The 16,027-nt window shown below is 61.9% G+C and carries 7 protein-coding genes; 5 read left to right on the forward strand and 2 right to left on the reverse strand.

From position 1 onward, the window contains the following. Positions 1 to 73: 73 nt before the first annotated feature. Positions 74 to 886, forward strand: coding sequence for a CDP-alcohol phosphatidyltransferase family protein (locus MPC4_RS03965; protein WP_244628831.1), 813 nt, complete (start codon positions 74 to 76; stop codon positions 884 to 886). Here MPC4_RS03965 and MPC4_RS03970 read toward each other — a convergent pair. Both MPC4_RS03970 and MPC4_RS03975 read right to left on the reverse strand, forming a co-directional pair. Then, positions 847 to 2,139, reverse strand: coding sequence for a glycosyltransferase family 4 protein (locus tag MPC4_RS03970; RefSeq protein ID WP_174511377.1), 1,293 nt, complete (start codon positions 2,137 to 2,139; stop codon positions 847 to 849). The genes MPC4_RS03965 and MPC4_RS03970 overlap by 40 nt on opposite strands. A gap of 84 nt (positions 2,140 to 2,223) precedes the next feature. Continuing rightward, the gene (locus MPC4_RS03975; RefSeq protein WP_174511378.1) at positions 2,224 to 9,714 is read right to left on the reverse strand and encodes a type I polyketide synthase; all 7,491 of its coding nucleotides are present in this window, start codon (positions 9,712 to 9,714) and stop codon (positions 2,224 to 2,226) included. Positions 9,715 to 10,359: 645 nt separating this feature from the next. On the opposite strand from MPC4_RS03975, the gene MPC4_RS03980 reads away from it, so the two are divergent. The 4 genes from MPC4_RS03980 to MPC4_RS03995 are packed head-to-tail and all read left to right on the forward strand — an operon-like array spanning position 10,360 to position 16,022. After that, complete coding sequence (locus MPC4_RS03980) at positions 10,360 to 11,661, forward strand: KpsE/RkpR family capsule polysaccharide export protein (RefSeq protein ID WP_174511379.1); 1,302 nt, start codon at positions 10,360 to 10,362, stop codon at positions 11,659 to 11,661. 25 nt (positions 11,662 to 11,686) lie between these two features. Then, the gene (locus tag MPC4_RS03985; protein ID WP_174511380.1) at positions 11,687 to 12,910 is read left to right on the forward strand and encodes a KpsE/RkpR family capsule polysaccharide export protein; all 1,224 of its coding nucleotides are present in this window, start codon (positions 11,687 to 11,689) and stop codon (positions 12,908 to 12,910) included. A gap of 39 nt (positions 12,911 to 12,949) precedes the next feature. After that, positions 12,950 to 14,005 (forward strand): hypothetical protein, encoded by a 1,056-nt coding sequence (locus MPC4_RS03990; RefSeq protein WP_174511381.1) that lies wholly within the window; start codon positions 12,950 to 12,952, stop codon positions 14,003 to 14,005. A gap of 7 nt (positions 14,006 to 14,012) precedes the next feature. Next, entirely contained in the window at positions 14,013 to 16,022 is a 2,010-nt protein-coding gene (locus tag MPC4_RS03995; protein WP_174511382.1) for a glycosyltransferase family 2 protein, read from the forward strand. Positions 16,023 to 16,027 lie beyond the last annotated feature (5 nt).

Here is a 16,027-nt window from a genome sequence, read left to right on the forward strand (position 1 = left end):
GGGGGCGGTGCTGCGATCATTGCTTATGAATGAACGGATTACTTCGAGTAGAGCGTAAGTCGGGGGCGAGACTTTGACGCATACCATTAGTTTTGGTCAAGAGACCATATCAAACGGTCTTGGTCAGGAGACCGCATCAAGGGTCAAGACGCAACCCACGATTCGTATTCAGACCAATATTTTGGCGCGGCGCGAGCGTGCGCTTCTGAATTGGCTTTGCGCGCGCATGCCGCGCTTCATGACGCCGGATCGTTTGACCGCGCTCGGCGTCGGCGGGGCCGGAATCGTCTTTGCGGGATATGTCGGCAGCCGGTTCAATCCGGCTTTTTTTTGGCTGGCCACCTTGGGATTTTTCATCCATTGGTTCGGCGATTCGCTCGATGGAAGCCTTGCCCGCTTCAGGCGAATCGAGAGACCGCGCTACGGCTATTTTCTCGATCATACCGTCGACGCCCTGTGCAATCTGGTGATTCTGGGCGGCTTGGGTTTTTCGGCCTATATGCGCCTCGATGTCGCGCTGTTCGTCCTCATTGGTTATTTTCTGCTGTGCATGTACGTCTTTTTGTACAATCACGTTTCGGGCAGTTTCCAATTGTCTTTCCTGGCGCTTGGACCGACGGAACTCCGCGTTGGCCTCATCCTCATCAATTTCTGGATGTATATATCGGGCCCTTCGAAGATCGCGGTCTTGGGTCAGACATTTTCGGCCTATGATCTCGTTTTTTGCCTCGTCGGCGTCGTGTTCGTGTCTCTGTTCGTCGTCAATACGCTGAAAATCGCAAAGCGGCTGCGTGGCGAGGACGCGCGTGCGCTCGAAAGCAAAACAGTCATCCGCACTCACGATCCTTACAGATCCGAAAGAAACGCTTCGGCCTTGGCAAAATAGCCGCTCCAGCTCGGCGCCTCGAATCGATCGGTCTGCGCCTTCGCGGCTGCGCGCTCGGGAGAATTAGGGGCGGTGAAGGCGCGGATCGTCTCCAGCCATTTTTCGCCGTCGATCGGGCTCAGCGCCGTGATGCGGCCTGCGCCGCTTTCCTCGAAGGCTGCAATGTCCGAGGCGATGACAGGCGTTCCCACGGCGAGCGCCTCGGCGATGGGCAACCCATATCCTTCCGCAAATGACGGCATGAGCAGGGCGCGCGCCCCACCCATCAGCGCCTTCAGGCCTGGCGTCGAAAGCCCTGAAACCTCGATGACGTGATTGCCGATCGCATGACAGCGCTCCAGCAGGTCGACAACATTCTCGTTTTCCCATCCGCGGGCGCCGATCAGAACCAGCTTCGGGGCTGAAGCGCCGTCGCGCCGCACGAGTTCGCGCCAGACATGCAGTAAGAGAAGATGGTTCTTGCGCGGCTCGATCGTGCCGCAGGCGACGAAATAGGGACTGTCCGTCAGTTCCAAAGACGCGGCCCGGCGATCGGAAAAAATCGGCGCCGCCGGGATCGGAGCAACGAGAATGGGCATATCCTTGCGGCCGAGTGGCGCCAGATGAGCCTGGAGCGCCTCCTTCACCACCTGCGTCGTGACGATGGCCGCGGCTCCGAACTCAGCCAGATTAACGAGTCGGCGCAAATGACGATCATACTCGGCTTTACGGAAATATTCCGGGTGCTCGATCGGCAGCAGATCATGAATGAAGAAGACGCCCTTGACGTCGGGACGTTGTTTCAGCCAGCGGAAATAGCTCGGAATCCAGAGCGGAAACTGGCTGACGTTGAGGTAGCGCGCGCCTTTGGGCAGGGCGGCGACAGGCGACTGCCCGATCGGGAATCCGTGTTGTCTGATCCAGCGCGCGACGCCCGAGGCTTGCCCGCTGCGCCCGCGCGCGACGCGCTGAGCGGCTTTGAATGAGCTTGTCTCGCCGGAGAGCCAGTTAACGATGCGGCGATAGCTTTCATCTTCCCCGGGAGCTTCGTCTTCGCCCCAATGGAGGAAAATTCCGTTCACGACATCGGCGGCTGCGGCGCCAGAGATGATGCGCGGTCCCTGTAGCGTCATCATCATCGCCAGATGACCGGCAGTCGCCGAACCGAGCAAACGGCGCGCAAAGGCGGAGTCGATGCGGTCTATGCCGTTCGGCGTGCGGTTCAGAACGCGCGTCGCCAGTCTTGTGATGTCATAGGCAACCGGGCAGTCCATTGGCGAGCCTCGAAGGGCGGCGGCGAGAAAGGCGCGATCATGCAAAAGCTACGAGCGAATCGAAGCCTTGCCCGCACCTTTGAGCTACCGCAGGATTTGCGTCAGATCGCGGCTCTTCTCTTCAACAAGGGCGGTGAGCGGCGCCATTTTGTCGGCGACGCCTTTGCCGAGATGTTTATCCGCGAGATTTTGCGCAATCGAAGCCTCTTCGCTCGTCGCGTTGACACAAAGACCGAGAATATGGTCTGCGAGTTCCCCGACATTGAAGCCGCTTGCCGACGTCGACAGCGGCGCCTCGAGCGACAGGCGCTCTTCGAGGCTGACGCCAAGTTCGACGGCCATCAGCGAGTCAAGGCCGATTTCCGACAGCGGCTTGCTGCGATTCAAATTCTCGACCGGCAATCGAAGGATATGCGCGATCTCTTCAACGATCACGTCGACGATGGTTTTGCGGACGTCTTCCGGCGCGCGCGTTGCGATGAGAGCCGCCACGTCGATCCTCTCGCGCTTGTCGGCTTCAGCCGCTGCGTCTTCGCGAATAAGTTCGGCATAGGTCGGCGAAGACAAAAGCGGCAGATGAGTTCGCGCAGTCGTCCAGTTCATTTCGGCGATGACCAGAACGGCTTCGTCGGCGCCCCGGTTCGGACGCGACAAAGCCTCGCCCATGAGATTGAGCGCATCGCGCGCATTCATGCCTTTGACTCCGGCGCGGCTCGCCAGCGTCTCTTTCAGCGAACGATTGCGCGCGAGAAGACCAACGTCTTCGATGCCTCCCCAGGCGACCGCGAGGGCCGGTCTGCCGGCGGCTCGCCGTTGCCGCGCCAACCCCTCGAGAAAGCCGTTCGCGGCGACATAGGCCCCTTGACCGGGATTGCCGATCACGGTTGTCGCCGATGAGAACAGCACGAAATAATCAAGCGGCAGATCGCGGGTCAGGCGATCAAGATGCTCAGCGCCGGCGACCTTCGGAGTCAGTACATTTTTCAGCCGCTCAGAGTCGAGATTGGCGATCACCGCGTCATCCAGCACCATCGCAGCGTGAATGACGCCGCCAAGAGGCGGCATCTCTTTCGCGATGGTCTGGAACAAGGTCTTCGCAGCGCGGGCGTCGGCGATATTCAACGCCGCGACATGCACTTTGACGCCGGCCGTCTTGAAATCGGCGAGCGCCTCGCGCGCCTCGGGGCTGTTCGCGCCGCTGCGCCCAATGAGGGCGAGATGGCGCGCGCCGCGCTCGACGAGCCAGCGCGCGGTCGCAAGGCCGAAGCCGCCGAAGCCGCCCGTGATGAGATGCGTTTTGTCGGGCGCCACCTCGAAACGGTTCAATGGCGCCACATGGATTTCGCCCGGCTTTGGCGGCGTGATGACGATCTTGCCGATATGTCCTGATTGCTGCATGAGCCGCATGGCGTCGATAAATTCGCGCGCGGGAAAGCTGCGATAGGGCAGGGCTGAGAATTCGCCCTCCGCGAAGCGGCGCATCACCTCCTCGAAAAGCTGATGCCCCTTTTCGGCCTGAGCGAGGATCAAATGATCGAGATCAACGCCGAAATAAGCGAGATTCTTGCGGAAAGGGCGCAGGCCAATGTGGGTATTGGCGAGATAGTCGCGCTTGCCGAGCTCAACGAAGCGGCCGAATGGTTCGAGGAGGCCGATGCTGCGCTCCATCGCTTCGCCCGAAAGACTGTTCAAAACAACCGCGACGCCGCCGCCGCCGGTGACGCGGCGCACGTCATCGACGAAGTTTCCCGAGCGCCCGTCAAAGACATGTTCGGCGCCGAGCGTCCTGACAAGATCGCGCTTTTCCAAGGATCCCGCAGTCGCGATCGCGCGCGCGCCACGCCAACGGGCGATCTGCAAGGCGGCGAGGCCGACCCCGCCGGCGCCGCCGTGGATCAGCACCCATTCGCCGGGCGCAAGGCGTGCGCAGGTGACGAGAGCGTAATAAGCGGTCAGAAAAGCGACCGGAATGGTCGTCGCCGCTTCGAGCGGCAGGCCTTCGGGAATCAGCGCCGCCATATTGGCATTGACGGTGACGTGGCTGGCAAAGGCCCCCCCTGCGAAGGCGACGACCTCGTCGCCGGTCTTGAATCTGTCGACTCCCTGTCCAACAGCGACGACATGCCCGGCGCATTCAAGGCCGAGTGTCGGGCCGGCGAAGCCTTCCTCCAGCATCTCGTCGGGCAGGATGGAAAGCCCCCACATCACGTCGCGGAAGTTGAGGCCGCTCGCAGCGACGGCGATTTCGATTTCTCCCGGCGCCGGAGGCTGGCGTTCGATCGGCGTCCAGCGGATTCGGTCAAGCCCGCTGCCCTCGCCCTTTTCAAGGCGGCTTGCCGTCGCGGGCGATCCAAAGTCAGGCGCCTCGCCGCCATCTTGCGCGCGCAGCCGCGCCACGCGGGTCGAACGCGCATCGACGACGATGTCGGTTTCGGCGGTCCCCGAAACGACGATCTCCGCGAGACGCTCAGCCTCGATTGCCGGAGGAAGTCCCGGCGCAACATCGACGCGACGCACGACGAGCCCCTGAAACTCGTTCGCTAAGGTCCGTGCGAAGGCCCAAACGCCAGCCTCGGATGCTGGCGCATCTTCATCGACCCGGAGTGCGCCGTGCGTGACGATCCAGAATTGCGTTCTTTGTTTGCCGAGATGTTCGGCCGCCGCTTTCAATGACAGACAGCGCGCAGCAAGATGCTCGACCGAGCTTTGCCCCGCTGACGCGGGGCCGGAGAGACAGACCACTGCCTCAAAAGGTCCGTCGCGATGGAGCGCGTCCGTGTCTTCCACGCGGCAATCGGCGCCCCCGGCGTGGAGACGGTCGGCGAGAGCAGCTACGACTTCGATTGTTCGGGAATCGCCATCGCGGATGATGAGCGCTTTGGCGAGCCGGTTGCCCTTTGCCGCGGCCTTCGGCTTTTGCCCGGCGACGAGAAGAGCCGGACCTGCCTTTGTCATGATGGGCTCGGCGAAGACAGCGTGAAGACCCGCCGATCTCAGCGCGCCGGACCAGTCAGAAGCGGAGAGAACGCAGCCGCTTTGGCCAGATTCGGCAGGCCATTCGCGATCAAGTCCAAACACGAGGTCGCGGAAGAGCGACGCCTCAGGCTCGATCGCGGCGATCAAGCCTTCTGACGCAATGGTATCGACGATGCGCGCCAACGGGATTTTTTGCGGAGCGATGCGATGCAGCGCGTCCGCCGCGATGACAAGATCAAATCCGCCGCTTTGGATGGCTTCGAGATTGTCGAGGAAAGTGATGCGCGCATCGCGGGAAAAGGCCAGTCTCGCGCGCTCGAGCCGGGCTTGATCCGGTTCGAAAATGGTGAGGCGCGCGTCATGGCGCAACGCCAGCCCGACCGAATGGGAAGACAAAGGCCCATGTCCGATCTGGAGAATGCGCAGGGCCCGATCGCGTGGCCAATGCTCGGAGGATCGGTGCAACAGATCAGCGAGAAGATCGGCGGCGGCGACGACTGCGAGCGAACCGATTTCAAAGGATTCGATCGCTGATTCGCTCAGCGAACCAATCGCGGCGTCACTGTGGGACAGAGCCTCCATCGCCGCTCCCGTGCGCGCGGCGAGCAGAAGCTCAGCCGATCGCCTCGGATGATCGGCGGCGAAACTTTGCAGGATCTCCTCGGGATCAGGCAGATCGAGGTCTCCGGCGAGAAGATAGGCCTCGCCGTCCGGCTCAGCGAGGCCGCTGTCCGCGAGGGCCTTCAGCAGAGTGATCAGCCATCCGCCATGCGCCGCGGGAAAACGGCCGGCGGAGATCAACTGCTTTGGCGCGATTCTGTTGCCGGTCGCCAGCCTGGAAGCGAGGCGGTAGGCGGCCGCTGTCGCCCAGCCTTCGATCAGCACGAGATCGGCTGGCAGTGAACTGGCGGCGGCGTTCGCCGTTTCGCGCGCCCCCGCCCGAGCCAAAACATCGGGCGTCAGGCATGCGTCGCGCCGGCTCGCGGTCGGTTCTTCCGCGAGCGTCAGGGATTGCGCCACCGCATGGTTGGCGAGATCGCCACGGAGCGCCGCGCGCACGGCCTGATAGCGCGCATCCCGCAGCTTTGCGATGAGTTCGCCGTCCGCGTCGAGCAGGGTAAAATCTGCAACGATCGCTCGTTCGTCGCAGCGCTTTATATCGATATGCGCCTGCGCGATGGCTTCGCCCGGGCGCTCAAGTCTGATTTCGCCGAACCGCACCGGCAAATAGGCAGGCGCGCGCGCCGTCCCCGTCACATCCGCGAAGAGGAGTATGAGACCGTGAAAGCATGAGTCGAGGCGTGCGGGATCCAGACCGTAGCGAGGATCTGCCTGCGCAGACCGCAGATTGACAATAATTCCCGCCTTGCCCTCACGGGCGGCGGAGGCGACCTGGCGAAAGGCAGGGCCGAATTCGAGCCCGGACTGCTGCGCCTTGGCGTAAAGCTCTAGGCCTGAAACAGTTTTTTCCCGCCGTTTCGGAATCGTCGGCAAATCGTGGACCGGGAAGCGCAGTGTCGGCCCCGGCCTGTGTACGACTTTGGCCCTAGCGTGGAGCACAAAGGGCGTATTGCTGAGCCGCGGACGGCTCATGATTTCGATTGTCCCAGCGATCGGCGCCGCGCGGCAGACGATTTGGCGCGAGACATTGGCCGAGAAGATCATCGGCTGGAGGATTTCAACATCCTCGATCGTGACGGTTTTCGAGCCAAGCCAATCCGAAGCCACGGCGAGCGCCATTTCAGCGAAGGCCGCGCCCGGCAGCAAGATTTGGCCGTCGATTCGATGATCGGCCAGGGCCGGGATCAACAGCGGATCGACCTGCGCGTGCCACTCCAGCGCATCAGCGGCCAAACGGGCTCCGATCAAGGGATGCCAGGCGCGCACGCTGAGCAGTCCCGAGGTTTCGGTGGTCTCGCCCAGCCGGCAGATTCTTCGCTGCCACGGATAGGCTGGCAGATTGTCCACGGGTCCTGGATCATCGCCAAATGCGGCGGCCTTGTCGATCGCCGCGCCGCGGGTCAGCGCCTCGGCGACCGCGCGCCGGAAGGGATCATCCCCAAGCGGCTTTTGCTGATGCACCGGAAAAGCGGCGATCGTCGCTCCGATATTGTCCGCGGTTTCCTTGATGTCGGCGACGAGGGTCGCGCCGGGCCCGATCTTGACGAAGATCCGGGCGCCCAAATGAGCGGCGCGTTCGATTCCCTCCTTGAACTGAACCGGTTCGCGAACGTTCCGCCACCAGTACAGCGCGTCGAGTTCGGGGCCGGCCAGGACATCAGCGTCGACCGTGGAAATGAAAGTCACGCGGCTCCGCATTGGCGCCAATGTCGCGAGGTCGTCATAAAGCGGCGCCTCGACGGGGCCCATGAGGTCGCTGTGAAACGGATAGACGAGGTCGAGCCGCCGCACGCGCGCCTTATAAGCGCGGCTCGCCCTCGCCAATTGTTCCAGAGCGTCAAAGGGGCCTGAAATTGTGAAGTTCCGCGGCGAATTATGCGCGGCGATGACGAGTTCGGGAATTTCCGCCACCAATGCTTCGGCCGCGTCCCTCGGGCCGAACAAGACGGCGAGGCCGCCGGCGTCCCGGACCAGCTCTTGATGATGGCTGCGGTAATAGATCACACTGACGGCGCTCGCGAGGTCGAGGATGCCGGCGGCCTCGGCGGCGGCGACTTCGCCCATGCTGTGCCCAAGCGTCATCGCCGGACGCAAACCCAGGCCGGTCAGGCAATGAGCCGTCGCCGCCTGGATCGCGAAAACCAGAGGCTGCGCGATGCTCGTTCGCGCCAGATGCGCTGCGATATTGGCATCGAACATCATCGCCGCCAGCGACCAGCCGGACAATGGTTGGAACAGGGCGTCGATGGCGTTGAAGCGATCGCGAAAGGCGGCGTTTGCCTCGTAGGCGTGTTGGCCCATGCCAGGCCACTGACTGCCATTGCCGGAAAAGACGAAAGCGACGGGCGCATCACGTTCGATCGCCGACCCGAGGACGATATGCGGCGAGGCCAGTTGCCGTGAATTGTCAGCCTGTTCCGCCGCCGCATCAAGCGCCTGGATGACGGCTTTCGGCGCCCCGAGAGGAATGACGAGCCCCTCGGCGTGACGTTCGCGCCGATGCCCCGTCGCGGCGACGATCCGTTGAAAAGAATTCGGTCCAACGCCCGCGAGCCGGGCCGAATAGTTCCGGGCGAGTTCTGCGAGAGCGCTTTCGGACTGTGCCGACAGGAAAAGGAACTGTGGCGCCTTGACGGGCGCGCCGCGAGTCAGAACGGGAGCCGCGTCGGAGAGGATGACATGCGCGTTGGTGCCGCCAAAGCCGAACGAGCTGACGCCGGCGTAACGAGGGCGCCCATCGCGCGCCAGCGCGACGGGTTCGACGCTGACGGAGAGGTTGAGGTCATCGAAGGCGATGTCTGGATTGAGTTCGCTGCAATGGAGCGAACGCGGCAATTCGTCATGCTCCAGCGCCAGCATGGCTTTCATCACGCCGGCGAGACCGGAGGCCGGCTCGATGTGGCCAATGTTGCTCTTGATCGATCCGATCGGCAGCGGCTGGCGTCGCCGTCGCCCGAGGACGTCGCCGATCGCGCCGGCCTCGACGGGGTCGCCGACCCGCGTCCCGGTGCCATGCGCTTCGACGAAGGCGACGTCGTCCGGATCGACGCCAGCGTCTTCGTAGACACGATCGAGCAGGGCGCTCTGATGCTTTTTCGAAGGCAGCGAAATGCCGCTCGTGCGCCCGTCGGAATTGACGCCCGAGGCGACGATCAGGGCGTGCGCCCGATCGCCTTCAACGCGTGCGCGGCGAAGAGCGCGCAGGACGAGAACGACGCCGCCTTCCGCGCGCACATAGCCGTCAGCCTTTGCCGAAAAGGCGCGGCAGAGACCTGTCGGCGACAGCATTGTGGCTTGCGAAAAGCTGATGAAACCGAAAGGACTGACCAGCGCATTGGCGCCGCCGACAATGGCCGTATCGATCGAGCCGCTCCGGATGGCGGCGACCGCGGCGTCGAGAGCGACGAGCGAGGACGAGCAAGCGGTGTCGATGGTAAAGCTCGGCCCATGCAGGTCGAACACGTAGGAGATGCGATTCGAGAGCACGGCCAGCGTATTGCCGGTCGCGAAATAGGCGTCAGCCGCCGCCGGATCGTGCAGCCGCAGATTGCCGTAGTCGAGCGAGGAGCCACCGATGAACACGCCTGTGTGCGTGCCGGCGAGCGAGGACGGCGCGATTCCAGCATCCTCGATCGCTTCGAACGCGAGTTCGAGGAGGAGCCTTTGCTGCGGGTCCATCTGTTCGGCTTCGCGCGGCGAAATGCCGAAGACCGCTGGATCGAAGCCCCATGGATCATCGAGAATTCCCGCCGCCCAAGTATAGCTGCGCCCGCGTTCCTTGGGCTTTGGATGGCCAAGCCGTTCTAGCGACCATCGGTCAGCCGGCACTTGCGATATGGCGCATCGTCCCGAGGACAGCAAATCCCAAAGTGTCTCAGGAGAATTAGCGCCCGGAAGTCTGCAGGAACGTCCTATGATTGCGACTTCCGCGTCGTGTTCCACCGTTGGCGTCAGTCGGTCGCCCTCGCGATTTCTCATAAATGCTGCCAGACTCCAATACGCCCTTCTCGGGCCGAGCGAAGCTCTTCAGGAGAGCATACATGGAATTAAAGGTGCGATGATCTGCAATAATAACCTTTTTGCCCCAGTGACTCTGCAAGCGTCAAGGGCAAAGAAAGGACAAATTCCGGGCTTACCAACGAGCTTGATTATCACTTTAGCGCCGGTTTTGATGGTTATAGTGGTTTGATCCCGGAGAGAGGGTAGGAGTCGGGAGACAAAGGGCGATTCATCATCTATTATCAGTGTTATGCAAGGTTCATGCGACAAGCCGATAAAGCGTCCTGGAGCAGATCAGAAATTCAGTTGGCCAGTCAATATGAAAGGCGCAGATCACGTTGTCATATCCGATCAGGACAGAAGCGTGCAGCATAGGAAAAATCCGGGCGATTTTCAGGCGCCGCTCCTGTTTTGTTCATCATGGCGCGGAGCGCATCGCAATCTGCGCAAAATATTCTAATGCAAACCGTCGATGAGCGTGGACGAAATGATTCTCTAATCACGCATTGTTAATGGAAGAGTAAGATTTTGTGTTCAGCAGGAAGCCTCTGCTTCGCCGGTTCTCGCCGCGAGCTTCTTGATCGCGTCGCGCAAATGTCCTCTGTCGCGAGGCGGTAGTTCCGCATGACGTCCGAAATCAGGCAAGACGCCGTTCGTCAAAGGCTCCCCGGCCCGCGTTTGGCCGTTGGCGCGATTGACGTCGGGGCAGGCGTCCGCCAATCGGTTCGGCAAATCGCCGCCATCGCCATCAAAGCTGCTGCTCTTCGGGCGCGATTGGGCTCGCGCGCAGCCGGCGCCAGCGCGAAACCCATCGATGTGGACGATGACGGGCCCTGGTTTTGGCGAAGCTTTATCATCCTTGTCGTTCTGCCAGTCGCCGCGAGCTTCATTTATTTTCAATTCATCGCGTCCGATCAGTTCATTTCCGAGATGCGTTTCGCCGTCCGTGGCACGACGGAGTCGCTGCCCGGCAGCGACGCGCTGGCGGCGTCCGGTCTTGGCACGCTCGCATCTCTAAACACCAGTCAGGACGTCTTTATCGTCGCGGATTATATCCACAGCCAGACGATCATCGACGACCTGTCCAAGGCTATTGATCTGCGCGCCATATTCAGCGCGCCCGGCGCCGATTTTATTGCGCGATTTAATCCGTCAGGATCGCCGGAAGATTTCTTGCGTTACTGGCGCAAGGCGGTTGATCCATCGGTGGAAATCGCTTCGGGAATTCTGACCGTCAAGGTCAAAACGTTTTCACGCCAGGATTCCGTGCGCCTCGCAACCGCCATCCGCGCGCGTTGCGACATCGTCGTCAACGAGCTTCTCGACCGCATGCGGCGCGACATGACCGAACGGGGAGAGGCCGAGGTCAAGGCTGCGATGGACAAGCTTGCAGTTTGGCGCGCGCGCGTCGAACAGTTCAGAAATACGCGAATGTCGATCGATCCGCTCGATTCGGCCCATTCGTTGAGCGAAACCATTGGGGAATTACGGCGTGATCTCGCCGAAGTCGAAGTGAAGCTGGCGATCGCGCGCACCTCGCTCGGCGCGGACGCGCTGCAAATCAAGATCCTCCAATCGGACCGGAACATCCTGGCCTCCCAGATCTCCGCGCTCGAATCGAGGATCACGGGCGCAGGCGCCAACGGTTCAACCGCATCGGCGGCGCTGGCGGACTATGATCGGCTGGACGTTGAAAAGAAACTGGCCGAAAAAAGGGTCGAGCTGGCCGAAAAGCTGTTGGATAATGCGCGCTCGGACGCGAACAGCCGCCATATCTATTTGGTTTCCATCGAGGATCCGACAACGCCGCAAAGCTCTCTGTTTCCGCGCCGCGGCTTCGCCATCTTGGCGATCCTTATCGGCGCTTTCACAGCATGGGCGGTGATCGCGCTGACCGTCGCCGGCGTCCGCGATCACGCAAGATGAACTGGTCGGGGCAGGCGATCTTCTCATGAGCGAGACGCGTCTTGAAAGCAGGCCGGAGGATCGGGCGACCGGAGAATCTGCGGTCGAGCACTTTGTACTCCGCGAGGATTTGCGCCGCGTCTCGGTGCCGATTGATCAATTCGGGTCATGGCGTTGGCATCAGATTTCCTTCGCTCTTTGCGTTATTCTGCCCGTTCTGATCGCCAGCCTCTATTATGGATTGATCGCCGCCGATAGATATGCCGTCGAGTTTCGCTTCAGCATCCGCTCGGCCAGCGACCTTGTCGCCGAACAAAGCATTGTATCGACGCTCATGCGCGGTGGCGGACAGAACGATATCGGACGTTTGCCTTACATGGCGGCGGACTATTTGCGAAGCCGCAATCTCGTGCGCGAACTCGACGCAGACGGCTCGCTCCGCGCGATGTTTTCGCGGCGCGAAGCGGATTGGCTTTCGCGCTTCGATGCGTCAACGAGCGATGACGCTCTGTGGCGCTATTGGCAATCGATGATTTCGGTTACTGTCGATCGCGTATCGGGGCTCGTGCTCGTGCGCGTTTTAGGCTTTACGCCCGATGACGCGCTGGCTATCGCGCGGGCCGTCGAAAAAGCCACGGAACGCATGGTCGATAGCGTCGCCGCCAGAGCGCGCAAGGACGCCCTCGCCATGGCGGAGGACGATATGCAGCGGGCCGGCGCGCGTTACGCCACCGCTCTCACCGGCCTTAGAGACGTGCGAAACAAGGAAGGAACGGTCGATCCGCAGCAGACGATCGATCTCGCCGCCGCGAGGCTCCTTGGCGTCGTAAAGGAAAAGCTGTCTCTGGAGCGCCAACGAGACGCCAATCTCAGAATTATGGCGTCGAACTCGCCGCAACAGAAAATCCTGTCCGACCAGATCGCGGCTCTTAACGCCCAGATCTTGGCGCAGACCGAGGCCCTGACCAGTCCGAAAGGCGAGGCCAAGACGGCCGCCCGAACCATCGCGCAGTTCGAGCAGCAGGAGTTGGAGCGGCGTTTTTCGGAACGTCTTCTCGAAGTCGCACAGGCAGCCTACGAGAAAGCGCGCGAGGAATCCGAGCGCCAGCACATCTATATCGCTCTTTTCGTCCCGCCGGAAAAACCGGACGTTGCCGAATATCCGCGCCGCGCGAGATCGGTCGCTTTCGTCGGCATATGCGCCTTCGGACTCTGGGCCGTGGCGATGCTATTGATCGCCGGCATTCGAGATCGCAGGCACATCGATTAGGAGGCCGCTTCGGGCGGCCGCGCAGCAACCGGGGAGCCAATGTTATTCAGCATCGACGAAGATGTCGGCGAAAGGATCATCGGCTGGCTGATGCCGGACAATCCGGCGACGACGCCGCGAGTGATCGTTCATCTTGATGCTGACCATCATGTCGCGGTCGAGGCTTTCGTCTATCGTCCTTTGCTCAAGGAGCAGGGCCTGCACAACACCGGCATTTGCGGCTTTGTCGCCGATGAATCAAACTGCCCTGGAATTGGCGCGGCCGCGAAGCTCGAGATCACGGACGGCGAAAATAATGTGCTGATCTATCGGCGCGGCGCCGGCGGCGATCTGATCCAGCAGAAATTCCTGCGTCTTGAAACGCAATTGTTTCGGTCTTTCGCGCTCGATGAGGAGATGCTTCACCGCTTTCAGATGTCCTACCGGGCGATCGAGCTTCTTCCGGAGGAGACGACAAGATCGATTTTCGCGATGCCTTTCACGAACTCGATTTACGCGTCAGGCCGCATTTTCTGGCGGGTCTGGGAGCCGCTGCTGCACGATCGCGGATTCAAAATGGGCATTTTGCTGCGTGATCCGTTCGAGGAGATGGCGGAGCGTCTTTTGATCCTGAAATGGGCGTCGACGCCCGAGGCGAGCTCCAGCGCCAATTCCTTGATGCCCATGTTGCAGACCTGCACCGGCGCCGTTCGCGATCTCGATCTTAGCGATGCGGCTGCGCTGGAGGCGCTCTTGTCGCGCCCCTCCGACGAATTACGGACGCTGCTCTATAATCCGCTCGTCTATCAGCTCGCCGCGCCCAACGCCTTCGATCCGCCACCTGCCCCCGCGGTCGCGGCAGCCCTTGATTCGCTCGCGGAAATCGACGCCGTCGGGCTGCGCGACGATCCAGACTCGTTCCTCGCCCTCGTTGGGGCCGTGCTCGACCTGCCTCGGACCTTTGCCCCGATTTCACTCGGCTCCAGCAAGACAGTCGCAGGTTTTGCCAATATCCTGCGCGAGATGGGTTCCGCGCGCGGCTTGATCGAACAGGATCTTGAGGTCTATGCGGAAGCAAGGCGCGTTTTGACGCCGGCTTCGGTCGAGACGGTTTGACCGCCGGATGGATCCCGTCTCCGCTCGCGTCGCCGAATCAAAGCGGACGATCGTTGATTTGGTCCCGGCGCTGGACGCCGAAGGTCAGGCGCCGCACTTCGAAGCCTTGAGCACGCGGCCGTGGCTTACGATCGCGGCGCAACCGCGCCTTCCTCGTTCGCGCTGGTTCAAAATACGCTACCGGCTCAGCCTCTACGATCGTCCGGCGCGCCCGATGATCAGTTTTCGGCGCGGCTCGCAGGAAATCGGCTGGCATCTGCTGCCAGGGCCCGTGCTCGGGCGCGGGGAGGGCCTTGCCATTGCGCCCGATGAAACAACCGATATCTGGATATCGCCGGTCGCGCAAAAGGGACGGTTCAGCTTCCTCATCGAGGCGATTGAAATTCTCGATGTTGCAGAGGTTCTGCGCCTGGGGGGGCGCGGCGATAGAGGCCGGTTCATCAGCACGCTCGCGACTTTCGCTCTCGGATGGAGACCCGAAGCGGAGATGAACTTCCGTTGGGCGACGCAGCATGCGCCTCTGTCCTCTTGGCCGAGCTATCAAAAAAGACTTTCCGTCACAGCTGATCTTGGCGGCCCGGAGCTTCCGCGCCGCGATTGGGCGAACGCGCCCATGGTGAAGCTTGTTGCGCGCCTCGATGACGCAACGACGCCCGCGCGCATTGACGGCGCAATAGAGGCGTTGCGGGCGCAGATTTTTCCGCGCTGGACGCTTTTGATTGCGGGAGCGGCGGGGCAGGTCGCGCCGCTGGCAGCGAAAGACGCGCGAATCCGCCGCCTCGATGTCGATGCGCTAGCGGGCGAAGATCGTGACCTTCTTGGATTTATCGCGTTCGGCGATCGCCTGAAGCCCCATGCGCTCGCCTGTTTCATTGAGACGATGGAGCGCGCCCCGGACGCCGTCTCCGCTTATTGCGACGAGGAGATGGATCTTGCGCCGGTCTTCAAGCCGGACTGGAGCCCCCGCTTCGAAGCGCGCCGGCCCTATGTCGGCCGGTTGCTGCTCGCTCGGCTTGGATTTGCGCGCGGCCACGTTCCGCCTGCGCCTGAAGCAATCGAGGAAACCAGCTTTGCGCGCAAAATCCTGTTCGATCTCGGCCGCAAAGAGGTTTTGCACATTCCGCGTCCGCTCATCGAGACGCAATGGCGGGATCCGCTCATTTTGCCGCGCGCGCCGCGTGACAAAATGACCAGCGCGCCGCGCGTCACGATTGTCATGCCGACGCGTGATCACGCCGCCATGCTGCGCCGGAGCGTCACGACCCTGCTGGAGCGAACCGCCTACCCTGCATTCGATCTTGTCATCGTCGATAATGGCAGCACGGATCCAGCGGCTCTCGCCACTTTGTCCGCGATGGAACGCGATCCCCGCGTGACGCGCATCGACGTAGCTGGACCCTTCAATTTCTCCCGGCTCTGTAATCTTGGGGCGGCGAGGGCCACGGGTGAGGTGTTGGTGTTCTTGAACAATGACATCGAGATCACGGAGGGCCATTGGCTTGACGAACTGGTTGCTTGCGCCTGCGAACCGGCGACGGGGGCCGTCGGCTGCATGCTGCTTTATCCGGACGGGCGTATTCAGCACGCGGGGATTGTCGTCGGAATGGGCGAAGGCGGCGGCCATTGCGACGCTGGCCTTGCGGCCTCTGCCTCCGGCTGGCTTCAGCGCAACGAGGTCGTGCATGAGATCTCGGCGGTGACGGGCGCTTGTCTTGCTGTCAGGCGGGAGAGATTTCTCGCGGCGCGAGGCTTCGACGAGCTTCGATTACCGATAGAATTCAACGACATCGACCTCTGCCTGCGTCTCGAGGAACTCGGCTATCAGACCGTCTGGACGCCGCTCGCGCGCCTGACGCATTTCGAATCGGCGAGCCGCGGAAAAGCGACTTTCCGGCGGCTTGACGCCCACGCAAAGGAGCGCGCCTATTTCCAGAGCCGTTGGGCGGATCGGCTGCGCGATGACCCCTTTTATCATCCAGGGCTGTCCCTGTTCAGTCTCGCTTGCGCTCTGGCCTGAACGGG

Source organism: Methylocella tundrae, from assembly GCF_901905185.1.
GTDB classification, from domain to species: Bacteria; Pseudomonadota; Alphaproteobacteria; order Rhizobiales; family Beijerinckiaceae; genus Methylocapsa; species Methylocapsa tundrae.

Coding starts and splice junctions, on each gene's coding strand:
- MPC4_RS03990 (WP_174511381.1), top strand. CDS start 12,950: ATGTTATTCAGCATCGACGAAGATGTCGGCGAAAGGATCATCGGCTGG.
- MPC4_RS03975 (WP_174511378.1), bottom strand. CDS start 9,714: ATGAGAAATCGCGAGGGCGACCGACTGACGCCAACGGTGGAACACGAC.
- MPC4_RS03980 (WP_174511379.1), top strand. CDS start 10,360: ATGACGTCCGAAATCAGGCAAGACGCCGTTCGTCAAAGGCTCCCCGGC.
- MPC4_RS03995 (WP_174511382.1), top strand. CDS start 14,013: ATGGATCCCGTCTCCGCTCGCGTCGCCGAATCAAAGCGGACGATCGTT.
- MPC4_RS03985 (WP_174511380.1), top strand. CDS start 11,687: ATGAGCGAGACGCGTCTTGAAAGCAGGCCGGAGGATCGGGCGACCGGA.
- MPC4_RS03970 (WP_174511377.1), bottom strand. CDS start 2,139: ATGGACTGCCCGGTTGCCTATGACATCACAAGACTGGCGACGCGCGTT.